This is a genomic window from Oceaniglobus roseus (genome assembly GCF_002869745.1).
In the GTDB taxonomy this organism is placed as follows: Bacteria; Pseudomonadota; Alphaproteobacteria; order Rhodobacterales; family Rhodobacteraceae; genus Oceaniglobus; species Oceaniglobus roseus.
The window spans coordinates 1-23,650 of record NZ_PNOS01000033.1 but is presented as its reverse complement, the minus strand read 5'-3'; the positions used below and the strand labels follow the sequence as shown (position 1 = coordinate 23,650).

Here is a 23,650-nt window from a genome sequence, read left to right as displayed (position 1 = left end):
TGGAAAGAGAGGCACCCATGCTGCTTGGCATCTCAGGCTCGCTGCGTAAAGAGGCCACGAACCGCAAGCTGATCCGCGAGGCGGCGCGGCTTTACGGCGGCCCCTTCACCGAGGCGGACCTGGCGCTGCCGCTCTACGACGGCGATCTCGAACGGCGCGATGGCATCCCGGCCAGGGTGATCGACCTCGCCGACCAGATCGCCGCAGCCGAGGCGGTGGTGATCTCCTCTCCGGAATACAACCAGTCGATGAGCGGCGTGCTGAAGAACGCGCTCGACTGGGTCAGCCGCACCGACCGCAAGCCCTGGCTCGGCAAGCCGGTCGCGATCATGGCCGCCGCCGCGGGCCGCGCGGGCGGGGCGCGCAGCACCTATGCGCTGCGCCTCGCCATGACGCCCTTCCGCCCGCGCTTCAGCGCCGGGCCCGAGGTTCTGGTCGCCGCCGCCGCGCAGCAGTTCGACGCCGAGGGGCGGCTGATCAACGAGATGAACCTCAGGGCCCTGACCGAGGCCATGGCGATCCTGCGCACCGAAGCGGGCGCCGCGGCATGAGCGCCGTCGGCAGTCTGGAAGACGCGATGGACCCGGCCCGCGCCGCCGCGCTCTGGGCGACGCTGGGGCGGGAGGGTCCGGCGCCGGAGGTGGGCGCCCCGCTGCCGCCGTTCTTCCACCACATCCACTTCTGGGAGGCCCGCCCGCCCGAAATGCTGGGCCGCGACGGACACCCGAGGGTCGGCACGGGGCTGATCCCCGATCTCGGCCTGCCGCGGCGGATGTGGGCGGGCGGCGCGCTGTCGTTCCGGGCGCCGCTGATCGCCGGCCGCCCCGCCCGGCGCACCAGCCGCGTCGTCTCGGCCGTGCGGAAGGAGGGGCGGTCGGGCCCCCTTGCCTTCGTGACCCTCGCCCACGAGGTGCACCAGGAGGATCGGCTGTGCCTCGCCGAACGCCAGGACCTCGTCTATCGCGAGGATCACGATCCGTCCCGCCCCGTCCCCGCCGCGCCCCCCGCGCCCGGCCGGGCCGAGCGGACGCTGCCGCTTGCCACAGACACGACGACGTTGTTCCGCTACTCCGCGCTGACCTTCAACGGCCACCGCATCCACTACGACGAGGCTTATGCGCGCGAGGTCGAGGGCTATGCCGGGCTCGTGGTCCACGGCCCATTGCTCGCCCAGCACCTGATCCTGATGGCGGCCGACAGCCTCGGGCCGCTGGCGGAGTTCCGCTTCCGCCTGACGTCACCGCTGATCTGCGGCGAGGCGGCGTGGCTCTGCCAGGACGGCACGCGGTTCTGGGTCCGCGGCCCGGACGGCCGCCAGTGCATCGAGGCCAAGGCGGTGGCGGCCGGGGGATAGCGGGGCGGCGGTCGGGCCGGGCCCCGGCCTACCGCGGGCGGCGGGCGCGCGGCGATTGCAGGCTGTCCTCGACCCGGAAGCCTTCGGGGATCCGGTCCCGCCCCTCCAGCAGCAGGTCGGCCATGACCCCTGCCACCCCCGGTGCGATGCCGAAGCCGATCTTGAAGCCGCCGTTCGCCACGAAATGCCCGGCCCGCCCCGGCCAGGGCCCCAGCATCGGCGCGCGGCTCAGCGCGCGCGGCCGCACCCCCGCCCAGCGGGCCAGCACCCGCGCCCCGGCCAGCGCGGGCACCGCGGCGACGGCCCTGTCCAGCACCGCGTCAAGCTGGTCGTCGGTCGCGGCCGGATCGCCAAAGCTCCGCTCGCTGGTCGAGCCGACGGCTGTGGTCCCGTCGCCATGGGGCACGACATGCAGGGCGTCGGCGAACAGCTGCGGCGCCTCCCGCGCGTCGAGGTCCAGCAGCACCGCCTGCCCCTTGACGCCGTTGCCCACCGGGCTTCCGACCGCCGCGCCGAGGGCCTCCAGCCCGGCAACCCCGGTGGCCCAGACCACGCGGCCCTCCTCGGGCGCCTCCCGCACCACCTCGCAGCCCCGCGCCGCCAGCGCGGCGGCGAGGGCAAGGCAGGCCTGCCGCGGATGCAGCCGCGCGCTCAGCGTGTCGCGGATCAGCCAGCCGGTGGGCGAAACCGGCGCCCACGCGCCCTGCGCCCCGGCCGGCACCACCTCCCACGCCGCGCGCCCCTGCCACAGCGACGCCGCCTCGGCCGCCCGCTCCCGCGCGAGGCCAAGCGCCCGGTCGTCGGCCACCGGCTGCACCCGGCCGGTGCGCGCATAGCCGGGATCGCGTCCCCCCGCCTCGGCCACCTCGGCCCAGAACGCCTCGGCCGCGATCAGACTGTCGAACTGGAAGGCCTTCTTCGCGTTCCATCGCTCGGGCGTGTGCGGGGCCAGCGCGCCGACGATGCCGCCCGATGCGCCGGCCGCGACGCCGTGGGGGTCGGCCACCCGCACCCGCGCGCCGCGCCGGACACAGGCCCAGGCGACCGACAGCCCGAAGATCCCGGCGCCGAAAACCGTCACGTCGACCGTTGCCATTCCCCTGTCCCTTCCCCATGGTCCGCCTCGCCCGGTCCCGCGGACCGGAGGCCTTGCGGGGACATACGGCAGATCATGGAGACGAACCAGCAATCGGCGCTCGAATGGCGGCCCGGCGGCGTGCCGGTATCGCGCCGGTTCGACGATCCCTACTTCTCGCTCGACGACGGCCTGGCCGAGACGCGCCACGTCTTCCTTGCCGGGAACGGACTGCCCGGGCGGTTCCGGGACGGCTTTTGCATCGCCGAACTGGGCTTCGGCACCGGGCTGAACCTGCTGGCCACCGTCGCGGCCTGGCGCGACAGCGGTGCGCCCGGCACCCTGCACTTCACCAGCTTCGAGGCCTTCCCGCTGGACGAGGGCGAGATCCTCGAGGCCCACGCCGCCTTCCCCGACCTCGCCGGCATCTCCGCCGCCCTCGGGCCGGTCTGGCGGCTCAGGGACGGCACCGTCCCCCTGCCGGGGCTGACCGTCACGCTCGTCGCCGGGGACGCGCGGCAGACGCTTACCCGCTGGCAGGGGCAGGCAGACGCCTGGTTCCTCGACGGCTTCTCGCCCGCGAAGAACCCCGAACTCTGGTCGCCCGACCTGATGGCCGAGGTCGCCCGCCACACCGCGCCGGGCGGCACCGCCGCCACCTATACCGCCGCGGGCCACGTCCGCCGGGCGCTGGCCGAGGCGGGCTTCGCGGTGACCCGCGCGCCGGGCTACGGGCGCAAGCGGCACATGACCGCCTGCGCGCTGGAGCCCGCCCCATGACCGGCAACGACACCCGCCGCGGCATCCTGCTGATGATCGTGACGACCTTCGTCTTCGCCATGCAGGACGGGATCTCGCGCCACCTCGGCACCCAGTACAACGTGCTGATGGTGGTGACGGTGCGCTACTGGTTCTTCGCCGCCTTCTGCATGACCGTGTCGGCCCGCCGGGCGGGCGGTCTGCGCGCCGCCGCGGCGACCGAGCAGCCGCTGGTCCAGGGATTCCGCGGCGTGCTGCTGGCGCTGGAGATCTGCGTGACCGTGCTGGCCTTCGTCCACCTCGGACTTGTCGAATCGCACGCGATCTTCGCCTGCTACCCGCTGCTGGTGGCGGCGCTGTCGGGGCCGGTGCTGGGCGAATCCGTGGGCTGGCGGCGCTGGCTGGCGATCGCCGTCGGCTTCCTCGGGATCCTCGTGATCCTGCAACCGGGCTCGGGCGTGTTCTCGCCCTACTCCCTCGTCGCCCTCGTCGCGGCGCTGATGTTCGCGCTCTACGGCCTGCTGACCCGCTATGTCGCGCGGAAGGACACCGCCGCGACCTCGTTCTTCTGGACCGGGGTCATGGGCGCCATCGTCATCACCCCCTTCGGCCTCTGGAGCTGGGAGCCGATGAGCGCGCCGGACTGGGTGTGGATGGCCGTGCTCTGCATGACCGGGGCCTTCGGCCATTATCTGCTGATCAAGGTCTACGAGGCGGCGGAGGCAAGCGCGGTTCAGCCGTTCTCGTATTTCCAGCTGGTCTTCGCCTCGATGTTCGGCGTCCTCGTCTTCGGCGAGACGATCCGCCCGGCGGTGATCCTCGGCGCCTCGATCGTCGTCGGCGCGGGGCTGTTCACCCTCTGGCGCGAAAGCCGCCGCGCGCGGCCCGCCCGCAGCTAGCGATGACGCCGCCTGCCGGGGATCTTCGAGGCGAAGCCGGGCGGACGTTTCGCCACCCAGGCCGCGAACCGGGCAAGACGCGGATGGGCGCGCAGGGCCTCGGGGGTGTTGTACTGCCGCGCGAGTTCGGTTTCGCTGAGCGCGGCATGGATCTCGCGATGACAGACATGGTGCATCAGCACGGTCGGCCCGCCCTTCCCGCCCCGCAGCTTCGGGACGAGGTGGTGCAGGCTCTGCGGCACGTCCGGCGGGATCGGGCGCAGGCAGAGCGGGCAGATCGGGTCTGTGGTATCGGGCAAGGGAGCGCGGTCCGGTTCTGTGACATCCCTGAAGTAGGGCCATCCGGACGTAATCTCCAACCGGTTGCTGCACGGCGTTGCCGCCGGGAAAGTCCTCTCCGCGGTGTCGACCTCAAAATCCGTGTCAGCGCGGCCGTGGTGCTTGAGGCATGACCACACGCCCGCACAGATCCGCCCTCGTCATCGGCGGCGGCCCCGCCGGCCTGATGGCCGCCGAGGAAGTGGCGCGGGCCGGCCTCGCCGTCACCCTCGCGGACCGGATGCCGAGCCTCGGGCGCAAGCTGCTCATGGCCGGGAAGTCGGGGCTGAACCTCACCAAGGACGAGGCCCCCGCCGAGTTCCTCGCCGCTTACGGCGAAACCGGCCCCCTCGCCCCCGCCCTCGCCGCTTTCGGCCCGGCCGAGGTGCAGGCCTGGGCGCGCGGCTTCGGGCAGGAGGTCTTCACCGGCTCCTCCGGGCGGGTCTTTCCGAGTGCGATGAAGGCCTCGCCCCTGCTGCGCGCCTGGCTGCGCCGCCTGGCGGAGCGCGGCGTCACCGCCCGCACCCGCTGGCGCTGGACCGGCTGGCAGGACGGCGCCTTCACCTTCGACACGCCCGAAGGTCCCGAGACCCTGCGCCCCGACACCACCGTCCTCGCCCTCGGCGGGGCAAGCTGGGCGCGGCTCGGCTCGGACGGCCGCTGGGCCGGTCTCGCCGCCGCGCGCGGCATCCCGACCCGTCCCTTCGCCCCCTCCAACGCCGCCCTCGCCGTCGACTGGCCACCGCAGATGGAACGGCTCTTTGGCACCCCGGTCAAGGGCACCGCCCTCGCCACGCCCGACGCCGTCCACCGCGGCGAATACGTGATCTCGGCCCAAGGCCTCGAAGGCGGCGGCATCTACGCCGTCTCCGCCGCGATCCGCGCGGGCCATCCCGTGACCATCGACCTCCTGCCCGACTGGCCCGCCGGGAAGGTCGCCGAGCGCCTGTCGCGGCCCCGCGGCAAGGCGAGCCTGTCGAACCACCTGCGCAAGGCGCTGAGACTGGACCCCGCGCGCCTCGGCCTGCTGATGACCTTCGGCCGCCCCCTGCCCGAAGGCGCGGCTCTGGCCGGGCTGGCGAAGGCCCTTCCGCTGGAACACGCAGGGTTCCGCCCCATGGACGAGGCGATCTCGACCGTCGGCGGCCTCGCCCTCGACGCCCTCGACGACAGGCTGATGCTGAAGGGCCACCCCGGCGTGTTCGCGGCGGGCGAGATGATCGACTGGGACGCGCCCACGGGGGGCTACCTCGTCACCGCCTGCCTTGCCACGGGCCGCTGGGCCGGGCGCCACGCGGCAGCCTTCGCCGGGGGCGGACAGGTCTGATCCAATAGCCGCGCCGACGCGCGACGCCATCTGCCCTTCGGGCGCATTGGCGCCCCGCGGCAACGTCGCTTCAGGCCGCGACCGGCCGGGCCCCGCGCTCGCGGATCGGCAGGTGGACCAGCGCCGAGAAGGCGCCGACGCCGATCCCGATCCACCAGACCAGCGTGTAGTCCCCCTGCAGGTCGTAGAGCCGCCCACCCAGCCACACGCCCATGAAGCTGCCAAGCTGATGGGAAAAGAAGATGATCCCGAACAGCGTCCCCATGTAGCGCGCCCCGTAGAGCGCCGCGACGAGGCCCGAGGTCAGCGGCACCGTGGCCAGCCACAGCGCCCCCATGACGGTGGAGAACAGCAGGACGGAACCGGGCGTCATCGGCGTGACGATGAACAGCACCGAGGCCAGCGTCCGCCCGGCATAGATCCCCGCCAAGAGGTACTTCTTCTGGTACTTCTGCCCGAGCCACCCCGCCACCAGCGTGCCGGCGATGTTGGCCAGCCCGATCAGCGAGATCGCCACGGCCCCGAGCGCCGAGGTGGTCGAGATGCCGAGCGTCGCCAGGATCCCGCCCGCCATGATCGGCCCGCACATCTCGGTCACGAAGGCCGGGAAATGCGCGGTGATGAAGCCCAGCTGGTAGCCGCAGGAGAAGAAGCCGACGAAGATCAGCGTATAGGAGGGATCGCGGAAGGCCCGCAGCAGGTTCGCCATCATCGCCTCCTCGACCTCGACCGGCCCCGCGACCTTCGGCGCCCGCATCATCGGCAGCACGAGGAGCACCAGCAGGATCGCCGCGGCGAAGACGGTGAAGACCTGCTGCCAGGGCAGGAAGGACAGCAGCCACTCGGCCGTGGGTGCGCCGATCACCTGCCCGGCCGAGCCGGCGGCGGTGGCCACGGCCAGCGACATCGACCGCCGCTCGGGGCTCGCCGCGCGGCCTACCACGGCCAGGATCACGCCGAACCCGGTGCCCGCGATGCCGAAGCCGACGAGGATCTCCAGCAGCTGGTGCTGCTCGGGCGTCACCGCAAAGGAGGACAGCACCAGCCCCGCGGCATAGGTCAGCGCACCCAGCACGATCGCCTTCCGGTCGCCGATCCGTTCGGCCAGCGCGGCGAACAGCGGCTGGCCCACGCCCCAGGCCAGGTTCTGCACCGCGATGGCAAGCGAGAAGTCGGCCCGCATCCAGCCGAACTCCGACGCGATGGGGATCTGGAACACCCCGAACGAGGCACGGATGGCGAAGCTGACCAGGATGATCAGGCAGCCGGTCACGAGGACGGGCGTCAGCAGGGGGGCGCGGGTCTGTTCCATGCCGGGGATCATTGGGCCGTGCCGCGCCCCCGGTCAAATCAGATTTCGTGGGGGCCCGCCCCCGCGGCCGCGATGGCCGGAAGGGCTTTGATCGCGCGGCGGTATGGGCTAGGCCATCGGGCGGAACAGCGGGGGCGGCATGGGCGCACTGGAAGACCTCTACGAACAGCGCATCGCGGCGGGCGAGATCGCGGACGACCCGGTGCAACGCGCCGTCCTGCCGTCCTTCGAGCGGATCGCCGGGGACCTCGCCAAGCCGGTGAGGAAGAGCGGCTTCTTCACCCGCCGCGCGCCCGAGCCGATCCGCGGCCTCTACCTCTGGGGCGGGGTCGGGCGCGGCAAGTCGATGCTGATGGACCTGTTCTTCCGCTCGGTCGACCTTCCCGAGAAGCGCCGCGTCCACTTCCATGCCTTCATGCAGGAGGTGCACAAGGGCATGATCGCCGCCCGCAAGCGCGGCGTGGACGACGCGCTCGAGCCGGTGGGCAAGGAGATCGCGAAGGGGCTCCGGCTGCTCTGCCTCGACGAGATGCAGATCACCGACATCACCGACGCGATGCTGGTGGGCCGGCTGTTCGAGATGCTGATCGGCGGCGGCGTCGCCATCGTCACGACGTCCAACCGGGTGCCCGACGACCTCTACAAGGACGGGCTGAACCGGCAGCTGTTCCTGCCCTTCATCGCCTACCTGAAGGCGCACATGGAGGTGCGCGAGCTCGCGGCCGAGAAGGATTACCGCCAGGACCGCCTCGGCGGCTCGCCGGTCTACTTCACGCCCCTCGACGCCGAAAGCCGCGCCGCCATGGACCGGCTGTGGGAGACGCTGGCAGGCCCCGATCCCGAACCGCTGCACCTCAAGGTCCAGGGCCGCACGGTCGAGGTGCCGCAGTTCTCCGGCGGCGTGGCGCGCGCCAGCTTCTGGGATCTCTGCGGCCGCGCCCTTGGCGCCGCCGACTATCTCGCCCTCGCCGACGCGGTGCGGGTGCTGCTGCTGGAGAACGTGCCGCGGCTCTCCAGCGACAACTACAACGAGGCGCGCCGCTTCGTGACCCTGATCGACGCGCTCTACGAGGCGAAGGTCAAGCTGATCCTGTCCGCCGCCGACCTGCCCGAACGCCTCTACCTCGAGGGCGCGGGCCTGTTCGAGTTCGAGCGCACCGCCTCGCGCCTGCGCGAGATGCAGGGCGAGGGCTGGGGCGGCTGACGTCTCTCACGATAGTCAAATGCCTCCGGCGGGGATATTTAAGAAGCAAAGATGCCTGTGGAATCGCTCCCCATCTTTGCTTTCCAAATATCCCCGCCGGAGGCATTGAAAGTTCATGGCGCAGCGCAAAAGCAAACGGGCCGCCCGAGATGGGGCGGCCCGCGGAAGATGTCGGTGTCCGGCTTCTCTCAGAAGCCGAGACCCTCGTATTTCTTCTTGAACTTCGACACGCGGCCGCCGGTGTCCATCAGGCGCTGCGAGCCGCCGGTCCAGGCCGGGTGCACCGAGGGGTCGATGTCGAGCGACATCTGGTCGCCTTCCTTGCCCCAGGTGGATTTCATCTGCACCACGTCGCCGTTCGTCATCTTGACGTCGATGATGTGGTAGTCGGGATGGATGTTGGCTTTCATGGGGCTGCTCCTCAGGCCGATTTGTCGTCGGACAACGGGCGGTAGTTGGTGACCTCGGCGATCCGGGCCGACTTGCCGCGACGGTCGCGCAGGTAGTACAGCTTCGCCCGGCGCACCTTGCCGCGGCGCACGACGGTGATGCTGTCGATGTTGGTCGAGTGCAGCGGGAACACGCGCTCCACGCCCTCGCCGAAGGAGATCTTGCGGACGGTGAACGAGCCGGCGATGCCCTTGCCGTTCTTGCGCGAGATGCAGACGCCCTCGTAGTTCTGCACGCGGGTCCGGGTGCCCTCGGTCACCTTGTAGCCGACGCGGATGGTGTCACCCGCCTTGAAATCGGGGATATCCTTCCCCAGGGCCGCGATCTGTTCGGCCTCGAGCTGTGCGATCAGATCCATCTGACACGCTCCTCATGTTGCACGGGTTGTTCCCGCTGTTGCAAAGCACCCTCAGAGCTCTCGGTCGTCCTCCGGGTCCCTGCCGTGCTGCGCACAGTAGGCCCGCCAGAGATCAGGGCGGCGTTCCTTGGTCAGCCTTTCGGCCTGTTCCCGTCTCCAGGCGGCGATGTTCGCGTGGTGGCCGGACAGGAGAATGTCCGGTATCGCGCGGCCTTCCCAGAGAGCGGGTTTCGTGTACTGGGGATGCTCCAGCAGGCCCTCCGAAAAGGATTCCTCCTGCGTCGATGCATGATTCCCGAGCACGCGGGGTATAAGGCGGACCGTGGCGTCGATCAAGGCCTGTGCGGCAATCTCGCCCCCGGTCAGCACGAAATCCCCGAGCGACACCTCCTCGATGCCGTGATGCTCCAGCACCCGCTCGTCCACGCCCTCGAACCGGCCGCAGAGCAGGGTGATCCCCTCGGTCGCGCTCAGCCGCTGCGCCATGGCCTGGTCGAACCGGCGTCCCCGCGGGGACAGGTACATCACCGGCCAGCGCCCCCGGTCCTGTGGCGTGCCGCGGGCGGCGTGGCGCAGGGCGCGGTGCAGGATGTCGGCGCGCAGCACCATCCCTGCCCCGCCCCCCGCCGGCGTGTCGTCGACGTTGCGGTGCCGCCCCTCGCCGAACAGGCGCAGGTCGATCGGGTCGAGCTGCCACAGACCGTCCTGCAGCGCCTTGCCGGTCAGCGACGCGCCGAGGACGCCCGGGAACGCCTCGGGGAACAGGGTGATGACGCGGGCGCACCAGGCGCCCTTGATGCGGGGCACCTCGTCCATCAGGTCGCGCGGGACGGCCGTGGGCTGGATCGTCAGGCGGCCGTGGGACCGGGCGGGGGGATCCTCGGGCATGGCGGGCTCCTTCGGGGCTCAACGGGCCGTTCGATGCACCGGCGCGGCGCGGATGGCAAGCGGGTCAGGGACGCGCGGCCATCAGCGCCTCCTTGCGCCTGCGCAGGGCGGCGCGGCGGCCGCCGGTGCGGTTGATCTCCAGCATCTCCGCACGCTGTCCGGCATCGGGGCCGGGATTGTTCGGCGGCGCGGCGGTGAAGCGGCGCCACTCCTCCCGCGGGACGCCCAGCAGGCGCAGCACGGCGATGCCGGGGCCGAGGCGGTGGCGCGTCATCTCCTCCAGCCGCTCGGTGTGCACCGGCACGGGCGCGATGGCGGCGGCGATCCGCGCCGCCTCGGCCGCGAGGTCGACCTCGGCGGGGAAGCCGGCACGGAAGGCCGCCTCGTCCTCGGTCAGGGGGCTCGTGCGCAGGATGTGGCCATGGAGCGAGCGGACGAAGGCCTCGCCGTCGCGCAGGGTGTAGAGGAACTCGATCCGCACCTCCGGACCGAAACGGCGCCGCAACCCGTCGACGATGGCGCGGGCCAGCGGGATCGCCGTGTCTCCGTAGCCGGTGACGCGCCGTCCGCGGCGATGGAAGCCCGGCATCATGCCGGAGAAGCTTTCGCGCGAGATGAAGTGCACGGGGCCGTCGTCGAGCCGCCGGAGGAAGGCCGCGAGGCCAAGGCGGAACAGCCACCGCCGGAAGGCCGAGGGGCGCTGTCCGTACCACCGCCCGAGATAACGGGCGCGGCCGAGGTCCGTCTTGATGTGGATCTGTGCGTAGGGGGACAGCGCCTTCCGGTGGCGCTCCACGAAGGCCTGCAGGCTGGTGGTGCCGGTCTTGTGGAAGCCCGCGTGGACGATGACGCGGGGGGCGGGATCAGCCATCCGCGCCCCCGCGGGAATGGTCTAGGCGATGGCGACGATGCCGAGCAGCACCAGCAGGAACAGCACCAGGGCCACGCCGATCAGGAACTTGGCGCCGGTCAGGGCCGCGCCGGAGATGAAGTTGAACCCGAGGAGCGAGGCGACGGCCGCGACCACGAGCAGGATGAGGATGAGCTTCAGCATGACATGCCCTTTCGGTTTCCGGCCTCTGCGCCGGTTCGGTCGCAGAACGCGGGGGCACCGGGGCTTGTTCCCGAAAACGTGAGCTCAATCCAGCAGGCCCTCGGGCGGATCGGCGACGATCCGGCCCGCCGCGATGTCGACGGTGGGCACCGCATCGCGGGTGAAGGGCAGCAGCACCGTGGAGGGCGATCCGGGGCGGTGCAGCTCCAGAAGGTCCGAGGCACCGTGGTTCAGCACCGCCTTCACGGTGCCGATCTGCACGCCTCCGGTGTCGAAGACCGGCAGGCCGATCAGGTCGGCATGGTAATATTCGTCGTCGTCGAGGTTCGGCAGGCGGTCGCGCGGCGCGAACAGGCGCAGCCCCTTCATGGCGTCGGCCTGCTCCTTCGTGGCGACGCCCGAGAGGCGCGCGGTGAAGCCGCCCTTGACCTGCCCGGTGAGGCGGATGTCGAAGCTCCGCGCGCCGCTTTCATCGGTCAGCGGGCCATAGTCGGCGATCGCCTCGGGATCGGCGCAGAAGCTTTTCAGCCGCACGTCGCCGCGCACCCCGAAGGCACCCGAGACGGCACCGACGCACACCTTGCCGGACTGGCCCATGTCGCTGTTTCCCGCGCGCAGAGGAGGAAGGCGCGGCGCCCTGCCGCGATGGCGGGGCGCCTGCCGGTCGGTCTTGTTCGTCGGTCTTACTCGTCGGCCGGGGCGCTGGCGGCCTCGGCGGCGGCAGCGGCCTTGGCTTCCTTCTGCTTCGCGCGCTCGGTCGCGGCCTTGCCCGGGGTGCCCTTCTTGGGGTTGTTGCGGGTCGCCTTGTCGCGCAGGCCCGCGGCTTCCAGCATCCGGGCGACGCGGTCGGTCGGCTGGGCGCCGTGGCCAAGCCAGTACTGCACGCGCTCGGCGTCCATCTTCACCCGGTTCTCGTCGTCCTTGGCGAGCAGCGGGTTGTAGGTGCCGAGCTTCTCGAGGAAGCGGCCGTCGCGGGGCATCCGCGAATCGGTGGCGACGATGGCGTAGTGCGGACGCTTCTTGGAGCCGCCGCGGGCGAGTCGGATCTTCATGGCCATTGTGGTTATCTCCTTTGAATGGCTTGGGCAGGATGGAGGGAATCACTCATCCTACGAGAGGTGGCTTTCGTGGTGCTTGATGACTTCCCGGATGATGAAGGCCAGGAATTTCCTGGCGAATTCGGGATCCAGCCCCGAATCCGCGCAAAGGGTTTCGAGCCGCGCGATCTGCTGCGCCTCGCGGGCGGGATCGGAGGGCGGCAGGTCGTGCTCGGCCTTGAGCCGGCCGACGCCCTGGGTGTGCTTGAAGCGCTCGGCCAGGGTGTAGACGAGGATCGCGTCCAGCCGGTCGATGCTGGCGCGATGCTCCTTCAGTAGTTCGGCGGCGCGGGTCGCGGGATCGCTCATGCAGTGGTTTCCTTGCGGGCACGGGGCGTCGGAGCCGTTTCGGCACCGGGGCGATGGCGGAAGACGAGGGTGTCCCTGCCGACCTCGCCGCCCGGTCGCGGGGCGCCGGGATCCTCGTCGGCGCCGAGGCGGCGGGCCAGCGCGGCGGAGCGGGCGTTGGCGGGGTCGACGTAGCTGACGGCGGTGTCCCAGCCGAGGTCGCCGAAGACGTGCGCCAGCACGGCGCGGCCCGCCTCGGCCATGACGCCGGTGCCCTCCCGGTCTGCGTCCCAGAGGTTCCAGGCGATCTCGCGCTCGGGCCAGGGCTCGGGGCACCAGGGTCCGATCAGGCCAAGGGGCGCGCCGGTGTCGCGCGATTCGACGGTGAGGAAGCCGTAGCCGCGGAGGTCCCAGTGGCCGAGGATGCCCGCGAAGGCGCGCCAGGCGCGGTCCGCCTGCTCGGGCCCGCCGCCGATCCAGGTGGCGCGGGGGGTGCGGAAGAACGCCGTCCAGGCGGGCAGGTCCGAGGGCTGCGGCTTGCGCAGCAGGAAGCGGTCGGTGGCGAGCGTCGTCATTGCAGCGCCTCCGGGGCCGGGTGGCGCCAGATGTGCAGGATGCCGTGGTCCGGATGTTCGAACTGCCCGTCCGCGGTGCAGCCCATGCGCCGCGCGAGCGCGAGGGAGCGGGCGTTGTCCGGCGCGACGCAGCTGATCAGCGTCGGCCAGCCGAGGGTGCCGTAGATGTGGCGGCGGGCGGCCTGTGCCGCCTCGAAGGCCACGCCCCGCCCCTCGCCCGCGGCGAAGACCGTCCAGGCGAGCTCGGGCTCGGGCCAGTTGGGCGGATGGAAGGGGCCGACGATGCCGAGCGGCGCGTCGGTTTCGCCGTCGGCGACGATCCAGCGGCCGTAACCGCGGACGTTCCAGTGGCCGAAGATGCCGCAGAACTGGTGGAAGGCCTGATCCTCGGTGAAGGGGCCGCCGACGGTGCGGGAGCGTTCGGACATGCGGAACTCGGTGAACACCGGCAGGTCCGCAGGCACCGGCGCGCGCAGGGTCAGCCGCTCGGTCGTGAGGGTGGGGATCAGCATGGGCGACCGTCCCGCGTCAGGCCGGGGGCCGTGCCCGTGGCGGGCCGGGGATGCCTCCGGCGGGAGTATTTGGACAAAGAAGAAGCCATGATCACTTCTTCTTGCCGAAGCCGCTGAGGCCCGGGGGCAGTGACGCGCCGCCGCCGAGCCCCGGGAAGCCGCCCGCACCGCCGGGAAAGCCCGGGGGCAGCGCGCCGCCCTTGCCGGACCCCATCTGGGCCTGCGCGGCCTGGATGTCGGCCTCGGACGGCATGCCCTTGCCGCCGAACATGCCGCGCATCGCCTGCTTCAGCATGCCGCCCTTCCCCATCTTGCCCATCTTCTTCATCATGTCGCCCATCTGGCGCTGCATCTTCAGAAGCTTGTTCAGTTCCGAGACTTCCAGCCCCGACCCGGCCGCGATCCGCTTCTTGCGGGAGGCCTGGAGGATCGCGGGATTGGCGCGCTCCTTCTTCGTCATCGACTGGATCAGGGCGATCTGGCGCTTCAGCACGGTGTCGTCGAAGCCCGCCTCGGCGACCTGCTTCTGCATCTTGGCCATGCCGGGCATCATGCCCATGACGCCTTCCATGCCGCCCATCTTCAGCATCTGTTCCAGCTGCATCTTCAGGTCGTTCATGTTGAACTGACCCTTCTGGAAGCGCTTCATCATCCGCTCGGCCTGTTCGGCCTCGATGGTCGCCTGGGCCTTCTCGACCAGCGCGACGATGTCGCCCATGCCGAGGATCCGGCCCGCCACCCGCTCGGGGTGGAATTCCTCGAGCGCGTCGAGCTTCTCGCCGAGGCCCACGAACTTGATCGGCTTGCCGGTGACGGCGCGCATGGAGAGCGCGGCGCCGCCGCGGCCGTCGCCGTCCATCCGGGTCAGCACGACGCCGGTGATGCCGATGCGCTCGTCGAAGTTCTCGGCCGTGTGGACGGCGTCCTGGCCGGTCAGGCCGTCGACCACCAGCAGCGTCTCGCGCGGGTTGGCGACGTCGCGGACCGCCGCGACCTCGGCCATCAGCGCGTCGTCGATCGAGAGGCGGCCGGCGGTGTCGAGCATGTAGACATCGTAGCCGCCGAGCGCCGCCTGCTGCTTCGCCCGCTTCGCGATGTCCACGGGCTTCTGGCCCGGGACGATCGGCAGGGTGTCGACGCCGATCTGGCTCCCGAGGATCGCCAGCTGCTCCATCGCCGCGGGGCGGTTCACGTCGAGCGAGGCCATGAGGATCCGCTTGCCGCCGCGGGCGGCGAGGCGTTTCGCCAGCTTCGCGGTGGTCGTCGTCTTGCCGCCGCCCTGGAGGCCGACCATCAGGATCGCCGCGGGCGGGTTGTCGATGCGCAGGCTGCCGGGATCCTCGTCGTCGCCCGCCAGCACGTGCACCAGCTCGTCGTGGACGATCTTGACCACCTGCTGGCCGGGGGTGACCGACTTCGTCACCGCCTGCCCCGTCGCCTTGTCCTGCACCGCCTTGACGAAGTCGCGGGCCACCGGCAGCGACACGTCCGCCTCCAGAAGGGCCACGCGGACCTCGCGCAGGGCCGTCTTCACGTCGTCCTCGGACAGCGCGCCCTGCTTCGTCAGCCGGTCGAAGACGCCGGAGAGGCGTTCGGACAGATTTTCAAACATGCGCGCGTCCTTCCGGAACGGTTTCGGGTGATCCGCATGTGGGCACGGACCGGCGGCGGTTCAAACGGCGCATGGCACGGGCCAAACGCCGAACGCCCCCACGGACGCAACGCGCTGGTGGGGGGCGATCCCCGCACATCTGCGGGGACCGGAAGACATGGAGACTCCCGGAACTGGCGCGCTGTTAGCCGCGCCGGCGCCGGGAGTCAAGATTGGCTGCGGGATGCGGGCTCAGGCGGCCTTCTTCAGCGCCGCGGTGTCGAGCGCGTCGATCGCGGCCTCGGCCCGGGCGATGGTGCCCTCGGCATCCGTCGCCAGCGTGTCGGCGGAGACGACGGTCACGTCGGTGATGCCGAGGAAGCCCAGGACCGTCTTCAGGTAGCGGGTGTTGAAGTCCATCTCGCCACCCGCCGGGGTGCCGCCCGAGGCCGAGACGACGATCGCGCGCTTGCCCTTCAGCAGGCCCTCGGGTCCCTCGGCGGTGTAGCGGAAGGTGACGCCGGTGCGCGCGACGAGGTCGATCCAGGCCTTCAGCGAGGCGGGCACCGAGAAGTTGTAGACCGGCGCGCCGATCACCACGACGTCGGCGTCCTGAAGCTCGGCCACCAGGGCGTCGGACTGGCGCAGCGCCTCGACATGCTCGGGGCTGCGGTCGGCCGCGGGGGTGGCGCGGGCGACGGCCCAGGTGCCGGTGATCTGCGGCAGCGGCTCGCGGGCGAGGTCGCGGGTGGTGACGCGGGCGCCGTCGAACCGGTCGATCACGCGGTCGGTCAGGCGACGGGTGACGGAGGTCTCGAGGTTGGCGGAAGAGTCGATCCGGAGGATGCGGGTCATGTCGGGTGTCCTTTCAAGAGAACGGGATATTTCGATGCAGGAGAAGGTAACGGTGCCTTGCTCGGGATAAAGGGCAGGAACTGCCGTGCACCTGTGCGCAGATGCGCAGAACTCGGCTGGGGGGGGGGGGGGGGGGGGGCGCCCGCCGCATCGGCCCGGCCCCGGTCCGACTCCGTCCCGGCACATCATCGGGCTTGCGTCGGGCCCGGGGATGGCGTTGCCTTCCGCGGAACCGAGCCGGAGCCGCAAAGACGATGACGATCACGACCTGGGACGAGGTGCGGCCCGCCTATCACGTCGCGCGGCTGGGCACGGTCAGCGGCGCGGCCGAGGCCCTGGGCGTCCACCACGCCACCGTCATCCGCCACATCGACTCGCTCGAGGCGCAGCTGGGGGTGAAGCTGTTCCAGCGGCACGCCCGCGGCTACACGGCGACCGAGGCGGGGGCGGACCTGCTGACCGTGGCGCAGGCGACGGACGACCAGTTCACCCAGCTCGCGGGCCGGATCCGCGGCCAGGGGGATTCGGTCACGGGCGAGCTTGTCGTCACCTCGCTGTCGAGCTTCGCGCAGATGCTGACGCCGATCATGGTCCGCTTCCAGGCCGCGCATCCGGGTCTGGTGGTGCGGTTCCTGACCGGCGACCGGGTGTTCCGGCTGGAATACGGCGAGGCGCACGTGGCGATCCGCGCGGGCGCCGCGCCGCAGGATCCCGACAACGTGGTGCAGCCGTTCCTGAAGGATCCCGTCGCGCTGTACGCCAGCCGGGCCTACATCGCCGAGATGGGTACGCCGAAGGACGACGCGGACCTCGCGCGGCACCGGATCTGCGGCCCCGACGACGTGGACAGCCGCGCGCCCTTCTTCCGTTGGCTGGCAGGGAACGTCCCGCGCTCGTCCGTGACCTATCGCACGGGCGACATCATGGGGATGCGGTCGGCGATTTCCGAGGGCGCGGGCCTCGGCTTCCTGTCGGCGATCGAGGCGCGCGAAATGCCCGACCTCGTGCAGGTGATGCCGCCGCGCCCGGAGTGGGAATCGCCGCTCTGGCTCGTCACCCACGTGGACCTGCACCGCACCGTGAAGGTGCAGAGCTTCCTGCGGTTCCTGAAGGAGGAAGTGCGCGGCTGGACCCCGGGCTAGGCAGCCCCCCGGTCAGCGCCTACGGGGGGCGTTTCCCGTGTCGCCAAACGCGTCGGTCTTGACGATTCCCGCCCTATTGGTGTTATCTCCGGCGGGCGTGCCGCACCAAAATGCATCACTGCGTTAATTTGCATCGGTGATTTTACGCCGAGCAGAGATTTGGGCTTTGCTGGCCGCCGTCACTGTGATTAAACGACCCCGAACAGCTTTAGAAGGGTGAGGACCATTATGACCTTCAAGACACTTGCACGGGCCATGGCCGTTTCCGGCTTCGCCGTTCTTGGCACCGCCATCGCCGCCCAGGCCGCGACCTGCAACATCTCGATGCCGGCATCGGGCAACAACCAGCGCGTCGCCTCCGTCAACGCGCAGATCGTCGCCGTGCTTCAGTCGAAGTACCCGAGCGTCCAGTTCGAGGCGCCGACGTCCACCCGCGCCTCCTCGGTCGAAGTGCCGAACTGCAACGGTGCCGACTTCCGCCCGACCGGCGCCAACGTGACCGGCCTGCCGGCCGGCGCGTCGGAGATCAACCCGGCCGTTGCCGGTGGCGCCGCCGCCGCCGCGCTGCTGGCCGTGGTGCTGATCGTCGGCAACAACGACGACGAGAACACCACCACCACCACGACTACGACGGGCAACTGATCCGGCATCGTGACGGCCACCCCGGCGGGGCGGTCATCCTGAGCATCTTCCCGGGCGGACCCTCGCGGTCCGCCCGTTTCTTTTCCGAAGCCCCGGTATGGCCGGGACCTTGCGGAAAACTGCCGGGCGAAAGCCGGCGGGCACCGATCGGAGGGAACCAGGCGGCGCTCACGATGTTGTGTGAACAACATCGAAAGGAACTCACCATGAACGCCATCATCTACCTTGTCGGCCTTGTCGTGATCGTCGTCGCCATCGTCAACTTCGTGGCCTGATCCCGTCGCCGCACGCGGGCCGGGACGATCCAGTCGCACCGGCCCTCCCCCCTTCCAACGGAGAGCTCAAATGAACCGCATCATCTATATCGTCGGCCTCGTGGTCATCGTGGTGGCCATCGTGTCATTCGTGCTCTGAGGCCGGATCCCCTTCGGGCAGTTCCTGCCTGAGGAACCTCTCGAACGCTTCCAGATGCACCGGTTCGAACTGACCGAACCCCTGCATCCAGACCGACGCCGCCCGCATGGCGTCGGGTTCGAGCTTGCACCACTTCACCCGCCCCCGCCGCTCCTGTGTGATAAGCCCGGCGGCAGCCAGCACCGCCAGGTGCTTCGAGACGGCGGCCAGCGACATGGCGAAGGGTTCGGCGACGTCCGTCACCGCCATGTCATCCTCCAGCAGCATCGACAGGATCTCGCGCCGCGTCGGATCGGCGAGGGCGGAAAACACCATGTCGAGCGAGGGAGCCATGGCATCTCGTGCCACCGCCCCCGCATATCGTCAACCTGCGGGTTGAATATTGCGGCGGGCCGCATATGGCGCCAAGCGGCGACGCGCTGATCGTCGCGCACGGGGCGACCTAATGAAATCCGTCAATATATCAATCACTTGCGCCCGGTCCGCAACGGCCCGCTCCGCCTTGACTCGGGGGGGGCACCTTTCTAGTGTCCCGCCAGCCGTCAAGGGGGTCTGCCATGGCCGACGATCCATCAGCCGCGCGCCTCAAGGCGCTGGAGGACAGGATCGCCGCCGCGAAAGCGGAACATGGTCCGAAGCCGAAGACGGACAGCCATTACAGCCAGGCGAACATCGCCTGGCGCATGGTGATCGAGCTTGTGGCCGGTCTGGGGATCGGCTTCGGCATGGGATACGGGCTGGACGTGCTGCTGGGCACCCTGCCGTGGTTCATGCTGATCTTTGTGGGACTGGGCCTTGCGGCGGGCGTCAAGACGATGATGCGCACCGCGAAGGAACTCCAGGACGAGGCGATACGGGCGGCGGACGAAGAGCTCCGCGCCACTGAGAAGAGGGACTGAGGGATGGCGACGGAGACCGCGACCGCGACGGAACACGGGGCCGAGGCCGCCGCGCACGGGGCCGAGGCGGCCCACGGCGGGCTGAACATCCACCCGATGGACCAGTTCATCGTCAAGCCGCTGTTCGGCGACGGGCCGGTGGGCATGTTCACCGTCACCAACGTGACGCTGTGGATGGCGGTCGCCGTGGCCTGCGTCGCGCTGCTGATGGTGATCGGCACCCGCGGCCGCAACATCGTGCCGTCGCGCGCGCAGTCGATCGCCGAACTCGCCTACGGATTCATCTACAAGATGGTCGAGGACGTGACCGGCAAGGAAGGGGTGAAGTACTTCCCCTACATCATGACGCTGTTCCTGTTCATCGTGATCTCGAACTTCATCGGCCTGATCCCGATGGCCTTCACCACCACCTCGCACATCGCCGTGACGGCGGTCCTCGCGCTGGCGGTGTTCCTGTCGGTCACCGTGCTCGGCTTCATCAAGAACGGCCCCGGCTTCCTCGGCCTGTTCTGGGTCAGCTCGGCGCCGCTGGTGCTGCGCCCGATCCTCGCGATCATCGAGCTGATCTCGTACTTCGTGCGCCCGGTCAGCCACTCCATCCGTCTTGCCGGCAACCTGATGGCCGGCCACGCGGTGATCAAGGTGTTCGCGGGCTTCGCCGGCGCGCTTGGCCTGTTCTCGATCCTGCCGATCGCGGCGATCACGGCGGTCTACGCGCTGGAACTGCTGGTGGCCTTCATCCAGGCCTACGTGTTCACGATCCTCACCTGCGTCTACCTCAAGGACGCGCTGCATCCGCATCACTGACACGACGGGTGGGGCGACACCCCACCCCGACGCAACGGCGGGCCGGACGGCCCGGCACACGACACGCAAAAAATTCCATCCTAAGGAGAGAAGACATGGAAGGCGATATCGCAAACATGGGTCAATTCATCGGTGCCGGCCTGGCCGCCATCGGTTCGGGCGCCTCGGCCATCGGTGTGGGCCACGTGGCCGGCAACTTCCTGGCGGGCGCCCTGCGCAACCCGTCGGCCGCCGCGGGCCAGACCGCGACGCTGTTCATCGGCATCGCCTTCGCGGAAGCCCTGGGGATCTTCTCGTTCCTCGTCGCGCTGCTGCTGATGTTCGCCGTCTGATCGACGCTTGATCCTTCCGGCCGGGTGGGTCCCCTCCTCGGGGGCCCGCCCGCCGCATTTCAAGGTTTCAGGGGGACGACATGGCGACTGAGCCGATCACAACCGAACTTGCCGGCAGCTGCGTCGGCCCAAACGGCGGCGCCATCGGGATGCCGCAGCTCTGTGCGGACTGGTTCCCGAACCAGGTCTTCTGGCTGATCATCGCGCTGGTCGCGATCTACTTCATCCTGACCCGCATCGGCCTGCCCCGGGTCGGGGGCGTGCTGGCCGAACGGCAGGGCACGATCACCAACCACATCGCCGCCGCGGAAGAGCTGAAGATCCGCGCCCAGGAGGCCGAGAAGGCCTATGACAAGGCGCTGGCCGATGCCCGTGCCGAGGCGGGGCGCATCGTCGCCGCGGCCAAGGCCGACATCCAGAAGGACCTGGACGCCGCCATGGCGAAGGCTGACGAGGAGATCGCGGCGAAATCGGCCGAGTCCGAGGCCGCCATCGACGAGATCCGCAAGGGCGCCATGGCCGCGATCGAGGAAGTGGCCAAGGACACCGCCGGGGCGCTTGTCACCGCGCTTGGCGGCTCGGGCGACCAGGCGGCCATCGACGGCGCCGTCGAGGCGCGGCTGAAAGGATGAAAACGATGAGACTCACCCTTCCCGCCCTCGCCGCAACCCTGGCCGCCAGCCCCGCGCTGGCCGCCACGGGGCCGTTCTTTTCGCTGAACAACACCAACTTCGTGGTGCTGATCGCCTTCATCCTGTTCCTCGGGGTGCTGGTCTACTTCAAGGTGCCCTCCACGCTGATGTCGATGCTCGACAAGCGGGCCGAGGGCATCCGGGCGAACCTCGACGAGGCGCGCAAGCTGCGCGAGGACGCCCAGGCGCTGCTGGCCTCCTACGAGCGCAAGCAGACCGAGGTGCAGGCCCAGGCCGACCGCATCGTCGCCTCCGCCAGGGAAGAGGCCGAGACGGCCTCGGCCAAGGCGAAGGCGGATCTGGAGGTCTCGATCCGCCGCCGCCTGCAGGCGGCCGAGGACCAGATCGACCAGGCCCAGGCGCAGGCCGTGCGCGACGTGCGCAACCGGGCGATCCAGGTCGCCGTGGCCGCCGCCGCCGAGGTCCTGAAGAAGGACATGGACGGCGCCCGCGCCAACGCCCTGATCGACGACTCGATCCGGACGGTGGAAGCCAAGCTGCACTGATCCTTCCGGATCGCCGCAAGACAGGAAAACCCGGCCGCGAGGCCGGGTTTTCGCGTTTCCGGGGGGATGCGCGCGGCGCTTTCCCCGCTCAGTCCGGTTTGCGGATGAACGGCGAGTGACTGGGCGCGCCGTCCTTCAGCCGCTGGCTTTCGTCGAAGTCGCTGTCGGCGTTGAACGGGATCCGCGGCGCGCTGTCCCACTCCGCCATCGCCTGCCCCTGCGTCGCCAGCATGTGCTCCAGCGCCCGCCCGAGCTTCGCCTGCCCCTCGGGGCGATGATAGCCGTGGACGCCGTGGACGATGCGCGGCTGTAGCACCTCGACCCCGCAATAGCGCAGGGTCTGCGCCAGCGGCCAGAGCAGCAGCCGCGTGTCCCCCTCCTTGCCGTCCGGGCCCGACTGGGCCTCGGTCCCGCCGGTCGAGACGCAGAACAGCGCCGAGACGTGGCGCAGGCGCCCGGTGTCGAAGCGCTCCGACCCCGTGTGCAGCTCGCCATGGGGCAGGCAACGGTCCATCCAGCCCTTCAGGATCGCGGGCGGGCCGAACCACCACATCGGGAAGTGGAACACGATCCGGTCGGCGGCGCGGATGTTCGCCACGTGGCGGCGCACGTCCTCGGGCAGGGCCGCGGCCTTGCTTGCCTGTTCCTGGTTCTTCAGCGGGTCGAAGGGCGACAGCGGCGCGGGGTAATGCGCTGCCCGTTCCACCGGGTCGAACCCCTCGGCACAGAGGTCGGCGACCATCACCTCGTGGCCAAGCGCGGCACAGGCGGCGCGGGTCGCCTCGGCCCACTGGCCGTTGAACGAGCGCGGCTCGGGATGGGCGAGGACGATCAGCGTTTTCATTCAGCGGCCCTGTTCGTGTTCAAGTCTCTGGCGGGCGATGACCTCGTTCCGCTCGGCCTTCACCTGGTCGGCCAGCGCGGTCTCGACGAAGGTCAGGTGATCCGCCACCGCCGCCCTCGCCGCGGCCCCGTCCCGCGCCTGCAGCGCCGCGTTGATCGCGCGGTGCTGCTCCAGCAGGAGGCCGCGGGTGGATTTCTGCCGGAACATGATCTGGCGGTTGTAGAAGACGCCCTGCCGAAGCAGGTCGTACATCGCGCGCATCATGTGCAGCATTATCACGTTGTGGCTCGCCTCGATGATGGCGAAATGAAAGGCGGCGTCCAGCTCCGCCTCCTCCGAGGGATCGCGCTTGCCGTGCGCCGCCTCCATCTTCTCCATCAGCGTCGCGATCAGCTTCAGGTCGCTCTCGCTGCCGTGGCTGGCCGCGCGCTCGGCCGCCAGCCCCTCGAGGTCGCGGCGGAAGGCGATGCAGTCGAACACCGCCTCCTCGTGGCTGCCGAACAGCGCGACGAGGGCGGGCGAGAAGGCCGAGCCGATGATGTCGGAGACGAAGATCCCCGCCCCTGCCCGGCTGGTCAGCAGCCCCCGCGCCTGCAACTCGCCCACCGCCTCGCGCAGGGAGGGGCGGGAGACGCCCATCTTCTCGGCCAGGTCGCGTTCCGAGGGCAGGCGTTCGCCGGGGCGCAGGATGCCGCGCAGGATCAGGAGCTCGATCTGCCGGACGACGGAGCGGGACAGTTTCTCGGGCTGGATCTTCTGGAACGGCATGGCGGCCCCGCTGGATTGGTCAGCTTATATGACCACTTCGCGGGACGGAGAAGCAAGGGGCGATCCCGCGGCATCGTCCGGAGAGCGGGCACCGTCCGCCCGTGCACCGGTCCCGCACAGCAAAAAGGGCCGGGCTGCGAAGCCCGGCCCCTTTGCCGTTCGCCCGGCGGGCGATCAGTTCGTCGGGCGGATCACGATGTCCACGCGGCGGTTCTGCGCCTTGCCCGCGGCGGTCAGGTTGCTGGCCACCGGGCGGTCCTCGCCGTAGCCGACCGCGCGCACGCGGCCCGAGGACACGCCGTTGGCGATCAGGATCGACGACACCGACTGCGCCCGGCGCTGCGACAGGTCGAGGTTGTAGGCGGCGGCACCGTCGCTGTCGGTGTGGCCCTGCACCTCGACGATCGAGTTCGGGTAGCGGTTCAGGTTCGACGCCAGAACCCGCAGGTCGCCCTGGAGGCCGGGCGAGACGGCGGCGCTGTCGGTGGCGAACAGGATATCCTGGGGCATCCGCACGATCAGCTCGTTGCCGGTGTTCACGACGTCGATGGCGCCGTTGCTGAAGTCGCCGCGCAGTTCCTGCGCCTGCTTGTCCAGGATGTTGCCGACGACGGCCCCGCCGGCGGCGCCGATGGCCGCGCCCACGGCGGCGTTGCGCAGGCGGTCGCTGCCGCTTTCGCGGGTGCCG

General features: G+C 70.3%; 32 protein-coding genes. 13 read left to right on the top strand and 19 right to left on the bottom strand.

Features of this window, described 5'->3' with window-relative positions; genetic code table 11:
• Nucleotides 1-17 precede the first annotated feature (17 nt).
• Entirely contained in the window at nt 18-551 is a 534-nt protein-coding gene (locus A7B20_RS15700) for an NADPH-dependent FMN reductase (protein WP_102109530.1), read from the top strand.
• Nucleotides 548-1,354, top strand: coding sequence for an HTD2 family dehydratase (locus tag A7B20_RS15695; RefSeq protein WP_102109529.1), 807 nt, complete (start codon nt 548-550; stop codon nt 1,352-1,354). Before A7B20_RS15700 ends, A7B20_RS15695 begins: the two co-directional genes overlap by 4 nt.
• A gap of 28 nt (nt 1,355-1,382) precedes the next feature.
• On the opposite strand, the gene A7B20_RS15690 is transcribed toward A7B20_RS15695, so the two are convergent.
• Nucleotides 1,383-2,450 carry an NAD(P)/FAD-dependent oxidoreductase gene (locus A7B20_RS15690; RefSeq protein WP_102109528.1) on the bottom strand — a complete coding sequence of 356 codons (1,068 nt, stop codon included), beginning with the start codon at nt 2,448-2,450 and terminating at the stop codon, nt 1,383-1,385.
• 75 nt (nt 2,451-2,525) lie between these two features.
• Between A7B20_RS15690 and mnmC2 the strand changes: the two genes are divergently transcribed.
• Nucleotides 2,526-3,209, top strand: coding sequence for a tRNA (5-methylaminomethyl-2-thiouridine)(34)-methyltransferase MnmC2 (gene mnmC2, locus A7B20_RS15685; RefSeq protein ID WP_102109527.1), 684 nt, complete (start codon nt 2,526-2,528; stop codon nt 3,207-3,209).
• Nucleotides 3,206-4,087: a DMT family transporter gene (locus tag A7B20_RS15680; protein WP_102109526.1), complete on the top strand. Its 882-nt coding sequence runs from the start codon at nt 3,206-3,208 to the stop codon at nt 4,085-4,087. The genes mnmC2 and A7B20_RS15680 overlap by 4 nt, the downstream gene beginning before the upstream one ends.
• Here the strand turns inward: A7B20_RS15680 and A7B20_RS15675 are convergent.
• On the bottom strand, nt 4,084-4,386 hold the full coding sequence (locus A7B20_RS15675; RefSeq protein WP_102109525.1) for an HNH endonuclease: 303 nt from the start codon (nt 4,384-4,386) through the stop codon (nt 4,084-4,086). The two genes, A7B20_RS15680 and A7B20_RS15675, sit on opposite strands and share 4 nt — an antisense overlap.
• Before the next feature lie 149 nt (nt 4,387-4,535).
• Here A7B20_RS15675 and A7B20_RS15670 point away from each other — a divergent pair, with 149 nt between their 5' ends.
• The gene (locus A7B20_RS15670; protein WP_102109524.1) at nt 4,536-5,732 is read left to right on the top strand and encodes a TIGR03862 family flavoprotein; all 1,197 of its coding nucleotides are present in this window, start codon (nt 4,536-4,538) and stop codon (nt 5,730-5,732) included.
• Nucleotides 5,733-5,802: 70 nt separating this feature from the next.
• Here the strand turns inward: A7B20_RS15670 and A7B20_RS15665 are convergent, their stop codons facing one another.
• Nucleotides 5,803-7,044, bottom strand: a complete 1,242-nt coding sequence (locus tag A7B20_RS15665; protein ID WP_102109523.1) for an MFS transporter — start codon at nt 7,042-7,044, stop codon at nt 5,803-5,805.
• A 139-nt stretch (nt 7,045-7,183) separates the two neighbouring features.
• On the opposite strand from A7B20_RS15665, the gene zapE reads away from it, so the two are divergent.
• Nucleotides 7,184-8,248, top strand: a complete 1,065-nt coding sequence (gene zapE, locus A7B20_RS15660; RefSeq protein WP_102109522.1) for a cell division protein ZapE — start codon at nt 7,184-7,186, stop codon at nt 8,246-8,248.
• Between the two features lie 188 nt (nt 8,249-8,436).
• Here the strand turns inward: zapE and rpmE are convergent, their stop codons facing one another.
• The 12 genes from rpmE to A7B20_RS15600 form a co-directional block, all read right to left on the bottom strand.
• Nucleotides 8,437-8,658: a 50S ribosomal protein L31 gene (gene rpmE / locus A7B20_RS15655; protein WP_102109521.1), complete on the bottom strand. Its 222-nt coding sequence runs from the start codon at nt 8,656-8,658 to the stop codon at nt 8,437-8,439.
• 11 nt (nt 8,659-8,669) lie between these two features.
• Nucleotides 8,670-9,056 (bottom strand): 50S ribosomal protein L19, encoded by a 387-nt coding sequence (gene rplS, locus A7B20_RS15650; protein ID WP_102109520.1) that lies wholly within the window; start codon nt 9,054-9,056, stop codon nt 8,670-8,672.
• Between the two features lie 51 nt (nt 9,057-9,107).
• Nucleotides 9,108-9,944 carry a tRNA (guanosine(37)-N1)-methyltransferase TrmD gene (trmD, locus tag A7B20_RS15645; RefSeq protein WP_102109519.1) on the bottom strand — a complete coding sequence of 279 codons (837 nt, stop codon included), beginning with the start codon at nt 9,942-9,944 and terminating at the stop codon, nt 9,108-9,110.
• Nucleotides 9,945-10,008: 64 nt separating this feature from the next.
• Nucleotides 10,009-10,815 (bottom strand): hypothetical protein, encoded by an 807-nt coding sequence (locus A7B20_RS15640; protein WP_102109518.1) that lies wholly within the window; start codon nt 10,813-10,815, stop codon nt 10,009-10,011.
• Between the two features lie 21 nt (nt 10,816-10,836).
• Complete coding sequence (locus tag A7B20_RS15635; RefSeq protein WP_102109517.1) at nt 10,837-10,998, bottom strand: DUF1328 family protein; 162 nt, start codon at nt 10,996-10,998, stop codon at nt 10,837-10,839.
• A gap of 84 nt (nt 10,999-11,082) precedes the next feature.
• Nucleotides 11,083-11,595, bottom strand: a complete 513-nt coding sequence (rimM, locus tag A7B20_RS15630) for a ribosome maturation factor RimM (protein ID WP_102109516.1) — start codon at nt 11,593-11,595, stop codon at nt 11,083-11,085.
• An 86-nt stretch (nt 11,596-11,681) separates the two neighbouring features.
• Nucleotides 11,682-12,056: a 30S ribosomal protein S16 gene (gene rpsP / locus A7B20_RS15625; protein WP_102109515.1), complete on the bottom strand. Its 375-nt coding sequence runs from the start codon at nt 12,054-12,056 to the stop codon at nt 11,682-11,684.
• Between the two features lie 51 nt (nt 12,057-12,107).
• A complete protein-coding gene (locus tag A7B20_RS15620; protein ID WP_102109514.1) occupies nt 12,108-12,404 on the bottom strand; it encodes a chorismate mutase in 297 nt (98 codons plus the stop codon).
• Nucleotides 12,401-12,958, bottom strand: coding sequence for a GNAT family N-acetyltransferase (locus tag A7B20_RS15615; protein ID WP_102109513.1), 558 nt, complete (start codon nt 12,956-12,958; stop codon nt 12,401-12,403). Before A7B20_RS15615 ends, A7B20_RS15620 begins: the two co-directional genes overlap by 4 nt.
• Nucleotides 12,955-13,470, bottom strand: a complete 516-nt coding sequence (locus A7B20_RS15610) for a GNAT family N-acetyltransferase (RefSeq protein ID WP_172961035.1) — start codon at nt 13,468-13,470, stop codon at nt 12,955-12,957. Before A7B20_RS15610 ends, A7B20_RS15615 begins: the two co-directional genes overlap by 4 nt.
• A gap of 91 nt (nt 13,471-13,561) precedes the next feature.
• Nucleotides 13,562-15,082: a signal recognition particle protein gene (ffh, locus tag A7B20_RS15605; protein ID WP_102109512.1), complete on the bottom strand. Its 1,521-nt coding sequence runs from the start codon at nt 15,080-15,082 to the stop codon at nt 13,562-13,564.
• 231 nt (nt 15,083-15,313) lie between these two features.
• A complete protein-coding gene (locus tag A7B20_RS15600) occupies nt 15,314-15,916 on the bottom strand; it encodes an FMN-dependent NADH-azoreductase (protein WP_102109511.1) in 603 nt (200 codons plus the stop codon).
• A 260-nt stretch (nt 15,917-16,176) separates the two neighbouring features.
• Here A7B20_RS15600 and A7B20_RS15595 point away from each other — a divergent pair, with 260 nt between their 5' ends.
• The gene (locus A7B20_RS15595) at nt 16,177-17,058 is read left to right on the top strand and encodes a LysR family transcriptional regulator (RefSeq protein WP_102109560.1); all 882 of its coding nucleotides are present in this window, start codon (nt 16,177-16,179) and stop codon (nt 17,056-17,058) included.
• Between the two features lie 228 nt (nt 17,059-17,286).
• Nucleotides 17,287-17,700, top strand: a complete 414-nt coding sequence (locus A7B20_RS15590) for a hypothetical protein (RefSeq protein WP_102109510.1) — start codon at nt 17,287-17,289, stop codon at nt 17,698-17,700.
• Nucleotides 17,701-18,099: 399 nt separating this feature from the next.
• Here A7B20_RS15590 and A7B20_RS15585 read toward each other — a convergent pair whose 3' ends face one another.
• Nucleotides 18,100-18,447, bottom strand: a complete 348-nt coding sequence (locus tag A7B20_RS15585; protein WP_102109509.1) for an ArsR/SmtB family transcription factor — start codon at nt 18,445-18,447, stop codon at nt 18,100-18,102.
• Between the two features lie 224 nt (nt 18,448-18,671).
• Here A7B20_RS15585 and A7B20_RS15580 point away from each other — a divergent pair, with 224 nt between their 5' ends.
• The 5 genes from A7B20_RS15580 to A7B20_RS15560 all read left to right on the top strand — a co-directional run bounded on the left by A7B20_RS15580 (nt 18,672) and on the right by A7B20_RS15560 (nt 21,350).
• Nucleotides 18,672-19,013 carry an AtpZ/AtpI family protein gene (locus tag A7B20_RS15580; RefSeq protein WP_102109508.1) on the top strand — a complete coding sequence of 114 codons (342 nt, stop codon included), beginning with the start codon at nt 18,672-18,674 and terminating at the stop codon, nt 19,011-19,013.
• A 3-nt stretch (nt 19,014-19,016) separates the two neighbouring features.
• Nucleotides 19,017-19,820 (top strand): F0F1 ATP synthase subunit A, encoded by an 804-nt coding sequence (locus A7B20_RS15575; RefSeq protein ID WP_102109507.1) that lies wholly within the window; start codon nt 19,017-19,019, stop codon nt 19,818-19,820.
• 95 nt (nt 19,821-19,915) lie between these two features.
• Nucleotides 19,916-20,152, top strand: a complete 237-nt coding sequence (locus A7B20_RS15570) for a F0F1 ATP synthase subunit C (protein WP_102109506.1) — start codon at nt 19,916-19,918, stop codon at nt 20,150-20,152.
• A gap of 80 nt (nt 20,153-20,232) precedes the next feature.
• Nucleotides 20,233-20,784, top strand: a complete 552-nt coding sequence (locus A7B20_RS15565; RefSeq protein ID WP_102109505.1) for a F0F1 ATP synthase subunit B' — start codon at nt 20,233-20,235, stop codon at nt 20,782-20,784.
• 5 nt (nt 20,785-20,789) lie between these two features.
• On the top strand, nt 20,790-21,350 hold the full coding sequence (locus A7B20_RS15560) for a F0F1 ATP synthase subunit B (protein WP_102109504.1): 561 nt from the start codon (nt 20,790-20,792) through the stop codon (nt 21,348-21,350).
• A gap of 88 nt (nt 21,351-21,438) precedes the next feature.
• Here A7B20_RS15560 and A7B20_RS15555 read toward each other — a convergent pair whose 3' ends face one another.
• From A7B20_RS15555 to A7B20_RS15545, 3 genes are all read right to left on the bottom strand, one after another.
• Nucleotides 21,439-22,194 carry an NAD(P)H-dependent oxidoreductase gene (locus A7B20_RS15555; RefSeq protein WP_102109503.1) on the bottom strand — a complete coding sequence of 252 codons (756 nt, stop codon included), beginning with the start codon at nt 22,192-22,194 and terminating at the stop codon, nt 21,439-21,441.
• Entirely contained in the window at nt 22,195-22,962 is a 768-nt protein-coding gene (locus A7B20_RS15550) for a FadR/GntR family transcriptional regulator (protein ID WP_102109502.1), read from the bottom strand.
• Between the two features lie 174 nt (nt 22,963-23,136).
• On the bottom strand, nt 23,137-23,650 hold a 514-nt coding region (locus tag A7B20_RS15545), incomplete at its 5' end, for a YiaD family glycine zipper/OmpA-like lipoprotein (RefSeq protein ID WP_102109501.1).